Source organism: Agromyces sp. NPDC029043 (genome assembly GCF_055564615.1).
The window spans coordinates 66,444-79,980 of record NZ_JBVHVX010000014.1 but is presented as its reverse complement, the minus strand read 5'-3'; the positions used below and the strand labels follow the sequence as shown (position 1 = coordinate 79,980).

General features: G+C 66.4%; 11 protein-coding genes. 10 read left to right on the top strand and 1 reads right to left on the bottom strand.

Annotation, left to right across the window (positions count from 1 at the left end; all coding sequences use genetic code 11):
* Window positions 1-92 precede the first annotated feature (92 nt).
* From ACZ4TW_RS16580 to ACZ4TW_RS16545, 8 genes are all read left to right on the top strand, one after another.
* Window positions 93-989, top strand: coding sequence for a metal-dependent hydrolase (locus tag ACZ4TW_RS16580; protein ID WP_465544345.1), 897 nt, complete (start codon window positions 93-95; stop codon window positions 987-989).
* Window positions 986-2,056, top strand: a complete 1,071-nt coding sequence (locus ACZ4TW_RS16575) for a PDR/VanB family oxidoreductase (protein WP_465544343.1) — start codon at window positions 986-988, stop codon at window positions 2,054-2,056. Before ACZ4TW_RS16580 ends, ACZ4TW_RS16575 begins: the two co-directional genes overlap by 4 nt.
* A 10-nt stretch (window positions 2,057-2,066) precedes the next feature.
* Complete coding sequence (locus tag ACZ4TW_RS16570; RefSeq protein WP_465544341.1) at window positions 2,067-3,596, top strand: flavin-containing monooxygenase; 1,530 nt, start codon at window positions 2,067-2,069, stop codon at window positions 3,594-3,596.
* Entirely contained in the window at window positions 3,593-4,447 is an 855-nt protein-coding gene (locus tag ACZ4TW_RS16565) for a short-chain dehydrogenase/reductase (RefSeq protein ID WP_465544339.1), read from the top strand. The genes ACZ4TW_RS16570 and ACZ4TW_RS16565 overlap by 4 nt, the downstream gene beginning before the upstream one ends.
* Window positions 4,448-4,527: 80 nt before the next feature.
* Complete coding sequence (locus ACZ4TW_RS16560) at window positions 4,528-6,303, top strand: AMP-dependent synthetase/ligase (RefSeq protein WP_465544337.1); 1,776 nt, start codon at window positions 4,528-4,530, stop codon at window positions 6,301-6,303.
* Between the two features lie 11 nt (window positions 6,304-6,314).
* Complete coding sequence (locus ACZ4TW_RS16555) at window positions 6,315-7,466, top strand: acyl-CoA dehydrogenase family protein (RefSeq protein ID WP_465544335.1); 1,152 nt, start codon at window positions 6,315-6,317, stop codon at window positions 7,464-7,466.
* A 63-nt stretch (window positions 7,467-7,529) separates the two neighbouring features.
* Entirely contained in the window at window positions 7,530-8,696 is a 1,167-nt protein-coding gene (locus tag ACZ4TW_RS16550) for a CaiB/BaiF CoA transferase family protein (RefSeq protein ID WP_465544333.1), read from the top strand.
* Between the two features lie 137 nt (window positions 8,697-8,833).
* A complete protein-coding gene (locus tag ACZ4TW_RS16545) occupies window positions 8,834-10,078 on the top strand; it encodes a DUF7373 family lipoprotein (RefSeq protein WP_465544331.1) in 1,245 nt (414 codons plus the stop codon).
* 27 nt (window positions 10,079-10,105) lie between these two features.
* On the opposite strand, the gene ACZ4TW_RS16540 is transcribed toward ACZ4TW_RS16545, so the two are convergent.
* Window positions 10,106-10,618 (bottom strand): flavin reductase family protein, encoded by a 513-nt coding sequence (locus ACZ4TW_RS16540; protein WP_465544330.1) that lies wholly within the window; start codon window positions 10,616-10,618, stop codon window positions 10,106-10,108.
* Window positions 10,619-10,845: 227 nt separating this feature from the next.
* On the opposite strand from ACZ4TW_RS16540, the gene ACZ4TW_RS16535 reads away from it, so the two are divergent.
* Both ACZ4TW_RS16535 and ACZ4TW_RS16530 read left to right on the top strand, forming a co-directional pair.
* Window positions 10,846-12,078 carry an acyl-CoA dehydrogenase family protein gene (locus ACZ4TW_RS16535; protein WP_465544328.1) on the top strand — a complete coding sequence of 411 codons (1,233 nt, stop codon included), beginning with the start codon at window positions 10,846-10,848 and terminating at the stop codon, window positions 12,076-12,078.
* 50 nt (window positions 12,079-12,128) lie between these two features.
* Window positions 12,129-13,475 (top strand): styrene monooxygenase/indole monooxygenase family protein, encoded by a 1,347-nt coding sequence (locus ACZ4TW_RS16530; protein WP_465544326.1) that lies wholly within the window; start codon window positions 12,129-12,131, stop codon window positions 13,473-13,475.
* Window positions 13,476-13,537 lie beyond the last annotated feature (62 nt).

Below are 13,537 nucleotides of genomic sequence, written 5' to 3'. Positions count from 1 at the left end.
GACACTAGACACTGAAACACTGATATGTAATATGTTTCAACGTTCCGGACATGACCCAGGTCACGTCCCCGTGTCTGATCGAGGAGGTCCCCATGACCAGTGCCGATGGCGCTCGCACCCGCGAATACGACGACGAAGCCCTGGCGATCAACGCCCGACCGGTGTCCTTCGACTGGACAGGCGTCCCACTCGAATACATTCCCGGCGAGCCATATGCGACGCACTTCTGGAACGTCATGCACATGGTGCTGCCCGAGGGCGAGCGCTCCATGGCCGACGTTTTCGCCCAGGCACTCCCCTACATCCACGACGAGCGGCTGCGTGAGGAGGTCGTCGGATTCGTCGGGCAGGAGGCCACCCACGCGTCCTCCCACGAGGGCTTCCGCAACTATCTGATCGCCAACGGTGTCGAGATCTCCCCGATCATGCTGCGCATCGAGTACGCCGTGCAGAAGGTCTTCGGCGATCACGGCCTGACCTCCGGTCGAGCCGGACGCGCCTGGCTCGCCGAACGCCTCGGCATCTACGCGGCCGCCGAGCACTTCACCGCGGTTGTCGGTGAGTGGCTGCTCGACAACACCGAGTTCGACCGGATCGGTGTAGACCCGACGATGCTGGATCTGCTGCGCTGGCATGGCGCGGAGGAGCTCGAGCACCGCAACGTCGCCTTCGACGCCTTTGCCTACGTCGACGGCGGGTACATCCGACGGGCGCGCACCGCGATCATCGCCTGCGTCGGCCTCGCTTCACTGTGGTTCTGGACCGCGGCGTTTCTCTACCGCAACGACACCACCGTCCAACGTCGCAAGCCATGGCCGGTCGCCTTTGCGCTGGCGGCCCGCAAGAACCTGATCCCCGGTGTCTCATTCCTGTTCGAGCAGATCTACTACTACCTCAAGCCGGGCTTCCATCCGTCGGCGATGGGTGACATCGACAAGGCGGTGCGGTATCTCGCGATCTCACCGGCGGCGCGGGCGGCACAGCCGTGAACTATCTCCTGCCCGCCACCACCGACATCGAGAATCCGACACCGATCCTCGGCGCCATCGGACGTCTGGCACGTGGCTACTCCCGCATATTCGCCGAAGGCCGCTACGCAGAACGCCTTTCGCCGATCCACCCGGTGCGACGCGTCGGCTTCGACCTGCGCCTCGATGTCACCGAGAGCATCGCCGCAGCCGACGGCGTCCGCATGGTCACCCTGGCCCGCCCCGACGAGCAGACCTTGCCCCGGTGGACCCCCGGCGCACACATCGACGTCTTCACCGCATCCGGCAGGCAACGCCACTACTCGCTGACCGGCGACCCCGCCGACCGGCTCAGCTACCGAATTGCGGTGCGCCGCATCCCCGATGGCCTCGGCTCCGCGGAGATGCATCTACTCCGTCCCGGTAACACCCTGCACATCCGCGGGCCACGCAACGCGTTTCCGTTGGCCCCGAACGATCGGTGCCTGTTCATCGCCGGAGGTATCGGCATCACCCCGATCCTGCCGATGGTCCGGGAAGCGGCCCGCCACGGTGTCGACTGGACGCTGATCTACACCGGCCGCTCCCGCTCCACGATGCCGTTCATCGACGAGCTCCTCGCCATCGACCCGAGCCGGGTGCAGATCCGCTCCGACGACGAGTACGGAACATCTCCGCGAGTTCAGGATCTGCTCGGCGACAGCGATACTCCCGTCTACCTGTGCGGGCCCTCGGCAATGCTGGAGGAAGCCCGCCGCATCGTCGCCACCGAGCAACACGGCCGCGAACTGCACAGCGAACGGTTCTCGCCGCCCCCGATCATCAACGGCGCTCCCTTCCGCATCGACTTCGCCGACGGTGGCTCGGTGGAGGTCGACGCCGATGAGACGGCCCTCGCCGCGATCCGCCGAGTCAAGCCCGACGTCCGCTATTCGTGCCAGCAGGGCTTCTGCGGTGCCTGCCGGGTCAAGGTACTCGACGGCCGCGTCGTCCACCACGACCGCGTGCTCATCGGCGAGGAGAAAGACGACTCGATGATGCTCTGTGTTTCGCGCGCCGCCGACGACCACGTCGTCATCGACATCTAGGAGAACACCAGTGGCAGACACAGCCCCCGCGGGACACGCCCCGCACCACGTCCACGTCGCGATCATCGGTACCGGGTTCGGAGGTATCGGAGCCGGAATCCGGCTCAATCAAGCAGGATTCGACGATTATCTGATCTTTGAGCGCGCTGACGCAATCGGCGGCACCTGGCAGGTCAACACCTACCCGGGGGCGCAATGCGATATCCCCTCGGCGCTCTACTCCTTCTCGTTCGCCCCCAACCCGGACTGGACGCGTCTCTACCCACTCCAGCCGGAGATCCGGCGCTACATAACCCGCTGCTCCGACGAATACGGCGTCACCGACCACATCCGCTTCAACCACGAGGTCACCGCCGCCGATTGGGATGACCTGGCCCAGGTATGGCGCATCACCGCAGGTGGCTCGGACGTCACCGCCGACGTCCTGGTGGCCGCGACCGGTCCGTTCAGCGAGCCGTCGACACCGGATATCGAAGGGCTACAGGACTTCACCGGTGAGGTCTTCCACTCCGCGGACTGGAATCACGAATGGGAGGCTGCGGGCAAGAAGGTCGCGGTCATCGGCACCGGCGCCTCCGCGGTGCAGTTCGTGCCACAGATCCAGCCGCACGTCGAGGAACTGCTACTGTTCCAACGCACCCCGACGTGGATTCTGCCCCACCCCGACCGCCCGGTGGCGGCGTCGGTCCGCCGCATGTTCCGGCGGTTCCCCATCACCCAGCGCGCCCTTCGGGGGTCCTGCAGCTTGGTGCAGGAAGCAATGGTCCCCGGACTGGTCAAGCATCCGTGGATGCTGGCCCCGTTCGCCGCCGCCGGACGGTGGAACCTGCGCCGGCAGGTGGCCGATCCGGCGTTGCGTCGTGCACTGTCACCGACCTACGCGTTCGGCTGTAAACGGCCGACCTTCTCCAATACCTTCTATCCCGCACTGGCAGCACAGAATTCGACTGTTGTCACCTCCGGCATCAGCCGGGTGACCGCCACCGGAGTGGAGACCGCCGACGGTCTCACGCACGATGTGGACACCATCATCCTGGGTACCGGATTCAAGCTCGCGGGCAATGAGGGCTTCACCCGCATCCGCGGACGTGACGGGCGCAGCCTCACCGAGGTCTGGGACGGCGAGATGGCGGCGTACCTGGGCACCAGCGTCACCGGGTTCCCCAACATGTTCCAGATCCTCGGCCCCAACTCGGTGGTGTACACCTCGCAGGTCGTCACCATCGAGGCACAGCTCGACTATCTCGTCGACGCGCTCACACAGATGCGCGACAAGGGGATCCGCAGTATCGATGTCACAGCGGGCGCGCAGCAGCGCTTCATCGAATCGGTTGATGAGGGGTTGACCGATTCGGTGTGGAACACCGGAGGATGCTCGAGCTACTACCTCAGTCCGTCGGGCCGCAACTACACCTTCTGGCCCGGGTTCGTCGTCAACTTCCGGCGCACCATGCGATCGGTCGCGTTGCGCGACTTCGACGTCCGGATGACGGGGCCGCGGAGCATCGTCAGCGAGCAGGGACGGGAGCTGGTCGGATGAGCGCGTCCACCGCCCTAGGGCTACCCGGTTCCGTTGCACTGATCACCGGTGCCGCTCAGGGCATCGGCCTGGCCACTGCACGCCGTCTTGTCGAGCGAGGCGGGCGGGTCGTCCTCACCGACGTCAACCCCACCCTGCTTGCCGCGGCCGCCGAAACCATCGGCAACCGCAACGTGGTGGCTGTGACCGCCGATGTGCGTGACCTCGGTGCGCTGCGCGCCGCTGTCGAGGAAGGCATCGACAGATTCGGCAAGCTCGACATCGCGGTTGCCAATGCCGGTGTCACCCCGTTGCCTGCCACGCTGCGCGATGTCGAACCCGACGCCTTCGAGCGGGTGCTCGACATCAATCTGCTCGGCGCATTCAACACGGTGAAGGCAAGTATCGAGCCGATCATCGCTTCCCACGGCCACATTCAGCTCATCGCGTCGTGCGCGGCATTCGCTCCCGGTATGGGCGGCTCGGCATACATGATCAGCAAGTCCGCCGTGGAACAGCTCGGGCGGGCCCTGCGCATCGAACTCGCACCCCATGACGCGTCCGCCGGATTGGCGTACTTCGGCATCGTCGAGACGCAGATGACACGCGCCACCCTCGACGACGACCCGCTCGGCCAGGAGATCGGCGCTCAACTCCCCTGGCCGTTGAACAAACGCATCACCGGAGATCACGCCGCCGAGGTCATCGTCAGCGCCGTTGCGCACCGCAGGGCCCGAGCCATCGCACCGAAGCAGTGGACGGCGTACTCGCTGCTGCGCGGACTGATCAACCCCGCACTGGACGCACAGTTGGTGCGTAGCAGCGCCATTCACGACATCATCCGCAAACTCGAAGATCGGTCCCGAGTATGAAATGGCATGACCTGGCCAACGCCTGACTCGCAGTCGATTTCGCATCAACACGATTCCATCACCACCAGATCGAGGACATCATGAGCTACACACCCAACAGCCTGTGCGGGCACTTCCAGCACCGTGTCGCCGAGCTCGGCGGCGAGGCGGCCATCCGCCGTGCCGACGGCTCCGCCGAGCTCACCTGGTCCGAGTATGGGCGCCGGGTGCGCGCAGCCGCGGCCGGTCTCACGGCGGCCGGCGTGAGCCGCGGCGATGTCGTCGGCATCATGCTCACCAACCGACCCGAGTTCCACATCGTCGACGCCGCCGCAATGCACCTCGGCGCCATCACGTTCTCGGTGTACAACACGAACTCGGCACCGCAGATCGCCTACCTGTTCAACAATGCCGAGCCGCGCATCGTCATCACCGAGACGCAGTTCCTCGATCGTGTGCGCGAAGCTGCGAAGGGCACGTCAGCGAGCACGCTGATCGTCGTCGACGCCCCGCAGTGCACCGACGGCGTCGCCACCCTCGCCGATCTCGAGAACAGCGGCGCACCGGATTTCGACTTCGACGCCGCCTGGCAGGCCGTCACCGCTGATGACGTGCTCACGCTGATCTACACCAGCGGAACCACCGGAAACCCCAAGGGCGTTCAGCTGACCCACGCCAACCTGCTCTATCAGCTCGAGGTGATCACCGAGGTCATCGGTGACCTGACCCGCGGCCGGGTCATCTCGTATCTGCCGGATGCGCACCTCATCAACCGCTGGATCTGCCAGTACGCGCCCATGTACTTCGGCATCACCGTCACCGACCTCGATAACCCGAAGGCCCTGATCGAAACGCTCGGCCAGGTCCGCCCGACGTTCTTCGTCGCGGTGCCGATGCTCTGGTACAAGATCAAGGGCAGCATCGAGCTCACCATCGCCGACGAGGACGGCATCAAGGGCAACCTGGCGCGGTGGGCGCTGCGCGCAGGCAAGAAGAAGGCCGCCGCAACCGTTGCGGGCACCACACTCGGCCCGCTCGACACTGTGCAGGCAGAGCTCGCGGACCGGTTGGTGCTGTCGAAGTTGCGTGCCAAGCTCGGCATGGATTCACTGACCGCCGCCGTATCGGGCGCCGCTCCCGTTGATGTCGGAGCGTTGGAATTCATGCTGGCACTGGGTGTTCCGGTCATGGAGGCATGGGGAATGTCGGAGACCTCCGCGGTCACCACCGTCAACCCGATCAACGCGCCGGTCTACGGCTCCGTCGGCAAGGCGATCCCCGGCACCGAGGTCACTCTGGCCGACGACGGCGAGGTGCTGGTCCGCGGTATGGGCGTCATGCGCGGCTATCACAACGATCCCGTACGCACCGCCGACACCCTCGACAGCGCCGGCTGGATTCACACCGGCGACATCGGCACCCTCGATGCCCAGGGCTACCTGACGATCATCGACCGCAAGAAGGAGTTGATCATCAACTCCGGCGGAAAGAACATGTCGCCCAGCAACATCGAGGGTGCACTCAAAGCCGTGAGCCCGCTCATCGGCTCGGTGGCCGCTATCGGTGACAACCGACCATTCGTGTCCGCACTGATCGCCCTCGATCCCGACGCGGCAGCAGCGTTCGCTGCCAAGGCAGGGCTCGCCGACGCCACCCCCGAGGCGCTCGCCGTACATCCCGGCATCATCGAGGCGATCGAGGTGGCCGTGGATCAAGCGAACGCGAAACTGTCCCGCGTCGAGCACATCCGATCCTGGAAGGTGTTGCCCACCTACTGGATTCCCGGAGGTGATGAGCTCACCCCGACCATGAAGCTCAAGCGATCACCGATCGCCAAGAAGTACTCCGAGCAGATCGACGCCCTCTACCAGAAGTGAAGGAACCCATCGTGTCCACGGCTCCCACCGATGATCTGACCACCGAACTCGCCGACCTGTCCGCACTCGCCCGTGAGTTCTTCACCAAGGAGGTCGCGCCGCGCCACGAGGAGTTCGCCGCCGCAGGTGAACCCGACCGGGCCCTCTACCGACGCGCCGGTGAGCTCGGTCTGCTGAGCATGTCCATTCCGGAGGAATATGGCGGTGGCGGAGCAACTTTCGCCCATGATGCCGTCCTGTTCCGCGAGCAGGCGCGCAGCGCTGAGCTGTCCATGCAGCTCGGCGTGCACTCCGGCATCGTGCCGCACTATCTGCTGGCCTACGCATCGGAGGAGCAGAAGCTGAACTGGCTTCCGAAGCTGGCGTCGGGTGAGTGGATCGGTGCGATCGCGATGACCGAGCCGGGTACCGGTTCGGATCTGCAGTCCATCGCCACCCGCGCAGTCCGCGACGGTGACGAGTACGTCATCACCGGTGCCAAAACCTTCATCTCGAACGGTGCCACCTGTGATTTGCTGATCATCGCGGCCAAGACCGACCCCACCCTGGGTGCGTCGGGCGTCTCGCTGCTCGTCGCCGAGGTCGGTGAGCAGCCGGCCGGTTTCGAGCGCGGCCGCAAACTGAAGAAGATCGGCCAAAAGGGTCAGGACACCACCGAACTCTTCTTCGACGGCCTGCGGGTGCCCGCCACCCATCTCCTGGGCGGCGTCGAAGGGCAGGGCTTCATCCAGTTGATGCAGCAACTCCCCCAGGAGCGTCTGATCATCGGGGCTGCCGCACTGGGCGCCGTCGAGGCCGCATACGAGCACACGCTGACCTACGTCAAGGAGCGGTACGCCTTCGGCAAGCCACTGTTCGCCCTGCAGAACACGCGGTTCGAACTGGCCGATGTCGCCACAGCCGTTGAGGTGATGCGCTGCTTCGTCGAGGATGCCATCGCCAAGCATGTGCGCGGTGAGCTCGATGTCACAGGCGCCGCGATGATCAAACTGTGGTGCTCCGAGCAGCAGACGCAGATCGTCGACCGCTGCCTGCAGCTACACGGCGGGTACGGCTACATGGAGGAATACCCCATCGCCAGGCTCTTCGTCGATGGTCGGATTTCCAAGATCTACGCCGGCGCCAACGAGGTCATGAAGGACCTCATCGCGAGAAGCCTCTGACCCTCCCGCACCGGGCGGGGGAAGCGATCGCGGATGTGTTCGCAGGGGTAGAGTTGCCCCGACATGAGCCCCTCGTCGAGTCCCGCGCCGCTGCCCCTTGACGGCATCACCGTCGTCGCACTCGAGCAGGCCGTCGCCGCACCTCTCGCGACCCGGCATCTCGCCGATATGGGTGCCCGTGTCATCAAGATCGAGCGCGTCGGCGAGGGCGACTTCGCCCGCCGCTACGACGCCGCCGTACACGGACTCGCGACGCACTTCGTCTGGCTCAACCGGGGTAAAGAATCCATCGCTCTGGACCTGAAAACCGAACGCGGACTGAGTATTCTGCGTCGGCTGATCGACCGTGCCGATGTCTTCGTACAGAACTTCGCACCGGGCGCCACCACGCGTCTGGGGCTGAGCGCCGAGGATCTGCGCGCCGATCATCCGGAGCTAATCGTCGTCGACATGTCCGGTTACGGTGACGCCGGGCCGTTCAAGGAACGCAAGGCCTACGACATGTTGGTGCAGGCCGAGGCCGGGCTGATCTCGGTGACCGGCAGCCCCGAGGAGGTCGCCAAGACGGGGATCCCCACCTCGGATATCGCGGCCGGTATGTACGCGCTCACCTCGGTGCTGGGCGCGCTGGTGCGTCGCGGTACGACCGGCGCCGGGGCGTCGATCGCCGTGTCCATGTTCGACGCGACCGTCGAGTGGATGGGCCATCCCATGTACATGCGTCTTTACGGTGACCGTCAGATCGCGCGCTCGGGCGTCGGGCACGCCGCGATCGTCCCGTACGACCGCTACCCGACCGCCGACGGCGAGATCCTCATCGGCGTCCAGAACGACCGGGGCTGGCAGGCCCTCGTCCGGGATGTGCTGGGTCGCGCCGACCTGGCCGATGACCCCCGGTATGCCACGAACATCGAGCGTGTCGCCCGCCGTGCCGAGGTCGACGCGCTGGTGGCCGCGGAGACGGTGAAGTACGCAGGCGATGACCTCGACGCCAAACTCGCCGCCGCCGGGGTGCCGGCCGCGGAGATCCGGGAGCTCGACGGCGTCGTCGAGCATCCCCAGCTGCATGACCGGGACCGGTGGCGCACGGTACAGACCGAGGTCGGACCCATCTCCGCGCTGCTACCACCCATGACCTTCGACGACGTCGAGCTCGCGATGGGTGACGTACCCCGCCTCGGCGAGCACACCGCGTCGATCCTCGCCGAACTCGGCGTCGACGACGCCTGAACCCGATAGCGAGGACGTGGGCGTCATTCGCCCGGTCGGATGCCGACGTCCCCTGTTCTGGGGAGCAACCGACGCTCGTTAGACTCCATCCTCGATCAGGTCGCCGCGATCCGCGGCGTACAGGAGGGGATCCGACCATGTCGACGACGCGTACTCGACTCATCTGCACCACCATCGCCGTGGCAGGCGCACTCACCGTGACCGGCTGCACGACTTCCGGGACACCGACCGCGGACTACGTCGCGGCGGCAAACACCACATCCGATCCGGAGGTCACCGTCGCCGACCTCGACACCGGCGGTTACGCGCTGGTGCCCTCGGCTCCGCTCCCCGATGAAACCGACAACTCCAAGAAGCAGTATCTGGAGAACCGGCGACTGGGCGATTACGTCATCTTCCCCACCGAAGCCGATCTGCGCTTCGCCGACTACTCCTCCGGGAGCGGCAACGTCAACGATCTCTCCGACTTCGTCACCGACGGATCGCCCGCCATCGACGGTTTCGTCGGCGGCTTCGCGGCGCATGGAGGCGAGCACTCGTCGAAGAACACCTTCGAGATCAGCGTCCTGCGCTTCAGCTCGTCGGAAGCGGCGTCGACCGCAGCGCGCCAGCTCTCCGACGATCAGATCAAGCATCCGCGGACCGCGTCCTTCTCGGGCAAACCCAACAAGGTCACCGCGTATCCGATGCCGACGATCCCGAACACGACCGGCGTACGGTCATCGCTGGACCCGGCACCCGCCTCCGGTGAGACCACGTTGACCGGATACACCACCCACGACGAGTACGTCTTCATCACCAGCGTGTACGGCAACGAGAAGGCGTCGCTGCCCGCGATCGCGAACGCGGTGACGAAGCAGACCGCGCTGATCGATGGGTACCAACCGCGTGACCTGAAGGCTCCGGTGCCGGTCGACGAGCACGATATCGCCGTGTACGCGCTGGCACCCGACGCCGAGGATGCCGAGTACACGCCGTCGGCATCCCGCGGCCTGGGGGTGCGCGCCGCGGCCCACTATGCCTCGGATGCCATGAGCCAGCAGACCGCCTACGACATCCCGAACCGGCACGGCGTCACCGATGTTGGCGTCTGGTTGACCACCGTCTATCGCGCCCCCGACGCCACCAAGGCGGGCGGCGTCGTCACCGATTTCGTCCAGGCGCTCACCTACGACAACGGCACAAAGGCGGACTCACCCAAGGGATTACCGAAGGCACCGTGCGTCAGCGGCGTGACGGCCGGCGGGAGCGCGACCTACACCTGCTGGGTGCAGGTCGGCCGCTACGTGGGCCAGGCGCAGGGACTCGAACTGGAAAAGGTCCAGCAGCAGATCTCGGCGCAGTACGTCATCCTCACCCAGGCGGATCAGGACGCCAAGTAGCGTCGACGACCCGGGGGTTCGCGCTACTCAGCGCGCGGCGTGTTCGACCCGCGCGAAACGGCTGCCGTGGAAGACCAGCGGATCGCTGTCCGCCGATGCGTCCAGAGCGTGCACCGCGAGCACGACAATATCGTGATCTCCGACCCGAATCATCTGGTGCACAGAGCATTCCAGTGATGCGGCAGCGTCGTCGAGCAGGACGGCGTCGTCGACGGCACGCCAGCCGATCCCCGCGAACCGGTCCCCCGCGCGGCTGGAGAGCTGGCGGGCGATGCCGTGCTGATCGGCCGCGAGGACGCTGACGCCGATGCGGCGGGCGGAACGCAGCACCGGCCATGTCGACGACGAATGCGCGATGCACACGGACACCAGCGCGGGCTCCAGCGACACCGAGGTGAAGGAGCTCGCCGCCAATCCCACCGGCTCGCCGTCGACGAGTCCCGCGAGCGCCGTCACCCCGGTGGGGAACGCGCCGAAGACCCGTCTCAGATGGGCGGCGTCGTGGGTGGGCACACGAGCATCGGTCTCGGTGACGGTCACAGAACCTCCTCGCCGGCAAGCGGCACGGGACTACAGAACTACGGGCATACGAACGCAGGCGAGTATTCCGGCACGGGGCCGGTGCTCGCATCCCTTGGAATCACGGTGCGCGCAAGAGCCGCCACGACGACCCGACGCAGGTCCGGTGCGTGGCACATCCCGGACAGTTAGCACCGTCGTGAATCAAACGGGTGCAATCGTGAATCCCTACTGCCACGGTGTCCGCCATGACCCTTGATTCCGTGCTCGATACCACCTCTGCACCCGTGACGCCGACGATCCGGCCGACCACGCTGCTCGGTCCGCGGCAGTACGCCGATGTCTACGCGACGATCGCCGACGGCGCCGTCGCCCGTGAACGCAGCCGCGAGCTCGCCCACGACGCGGTCCGTCTGCTGTGGCGCAACGGCTTCGGAGCGTTGCGGCTGCCGACCTCCTTCGGGGGTTCGGGGGCGTCGGTGCGTGAACTGTTCTCCGAGCTCATCGACCTCGCCGCCGCGGACTCCAACATCCCGCAGGCGCTGCGCGTGCATTTCGCCTTCGTGGAGGATCAGCTGATCTCCGGCAACGAGCGGCTGTTGCGGGCGATCGCCGAGGGCGCACTGGTCGGCAACGCCATCACCGAGGCGGGCTCGGGCGCCATCGATCACTACCGCACCCAACTCCTGCGCGACGGCGATCACTGGCTGCTCAACGGCGAGAAGTTCTACAGCACCGGATCGTTGTACGCCGATCACATACTCGTCGCCGCGGACCGCGAAGGTGACCGGGTCAGCGTGCTGGTGCGCTCCGACGCCGACGGCGTCAACCGCCTCGACGACTGGAAAGGCTTCGGGCAGAAGCTCACCGCGAGCGGCACCACCGTGTTCACCGATGTCCGGGTGACCGATGAGGACATCCTCGGCCCCGGTTACGGCACCGCCGGGCCGACCTACTCCACCGCCTACCTGCAGCTGTTCCAGCTCGCCGGGCTCGCCGGCATCGCCGCGCGCGCCACCTCCGACACCGTCGACTGGATTCGCAACCGCAACCGCACCTTCACGCACTCCGCAGCCGATGTGCAGCGCCACGATCCGCTGGTGCAGGAGGTCATCGGCAAACTCTCGTCGGTTGCTTTCGCCTCGCGCGCAACGGTTCTCGCCGTCGCCGATCTACTCGACGAATTACTCGCGAACGATCCGGAGGATCCGGACGCCGTGCGCGCCCTGGAACTGGCCGCCGGGCAGGCGCAGGCGTCGGTCGCCGCGCAGGTGCTGGCCGCGACCAGCGAACTGTTCGAGGTGGGCGGCGCGTCCATCGTCGATATCGATCTCGCCTTCGACCGGCACTGGCGCAACGCCCGCACCCTGGCCGTACACAACCCGATCAATCAGAAGCTGCGCACCATCGGCGATCACCTCCTCAACGGCACCGAACTCCCCTACGCCTGGAGTGCGGGCGTCCGCCCCGACATCATCTGACGCCATTTCTCCGCACACACACGAACATCACCATCGAAGGGAACACCCGTATGTCCAACCCACGCAGCGTCGCCATTGTCGGCGCCGGAATCGCCGGGGCCACAGCGGCTCTCGGCTTCGTCGATCAGGGCTTCGACGTCACCCTCTACAGCGACCGCGATCGCGCCGGCCTGCGCGACGAGGTCCCACCGACCGGTGTCGCCATCCTGTTCGGCGCCTCCCGCGACTGGGATGCGCAGATCATTCCCGACTCCTACGAACTGGCCAACACCACCGGCATCAGCGTGCGCCTCTACTCCGAGGAGGACGGTGTCCGGTCCCGGGTGCTCGAGTTCAATCCCGATTTCGGGTACGAGGCCCAGGCGGTCGACGTCCGCCTGCGCGCCGACGACCGCATCGGCCACTTCCTGGACCGGGGCGGAAAGTTCGTCGTCGAAGCCGTTGACGCGCAACGCCTCGACGAGATCGCCGCGGCGCACGACCTCACCCTCGTCGCCACCGGCAAGGGCGGATTGTCGTCGTTCTTCCCGGTCGACGAATCCCGCACCACCTACACCGAGCCGCAGCGTCGACTGCTGCAGGTCACGCTCGCGCCGAAGTCCCCGCTGGACTTCGAGTACCGCAACAAGAACTCCCGCGAGAACCTCTTCAATCTCGACGCCCAGAACGGTGAGGCGTGGTTCGGGCCGTTCGAGCACAAGGACAACGGCGCCACCTACTCGTTCCTCGGCTTCGCCAAGACCGACGGCCAGTGGGCGGAGCGGTTCGCCTCGGTGCACGACGCGGAATCCGCGCGACAGGTCGTCGTCGACCTCTACCGCGACTACTTCCCCGAGGATGCCCCGGAGATCGAGAAGCTCGCCGTCATCGACGACCCGAAGAGTTGGTTGACCGGCGCGGTCACCCCGACGGTCCGCAAGGCCGTCGGACGGACCGCGGGCGGACACCCGGTGCTCGCGATCGGTGACACCGCCATCGCCGTCGATCCGGTCGCCGGTCAGGGTGCCCAGAACGCCATCATCCAGGTCGCCGAGCTCGTCGCCGCGGCCGCCGCCCACCAGGGCGAGTTCGACGAGGAGTTCCTCACCGCCGAGTTCGAGAAGCACTGGGAGCGTCGAGGGCACGCCAGCACCGAGGTCACCCGACTCTTCCTGGGCGATCCCGAGTACGCCGATCACCTGGAGCTGTCCTTCCCGGCGGCCGCCGTCAGCAAGCCGATCGGGTCGGCGCTGTTCGGGTTGCTATCGGAGCCGACGCCGCTGCTCACGCTGCGCTCACGCGAGGACGTGACCGGATTCCTGGCCGCCGTCGGCGGTGAACCGGCCTACGAGTTGCTCGGCAAGTTCAGCCCGTCGGGCCAGTTCAGCACGGCCGAGGGAGCACGCATCCCGGCCTGATTCAGACGGTCACGACCTCGGGGGCTGGGGTACGGGGACATCGGCGGGGGCATCGGCAGTGG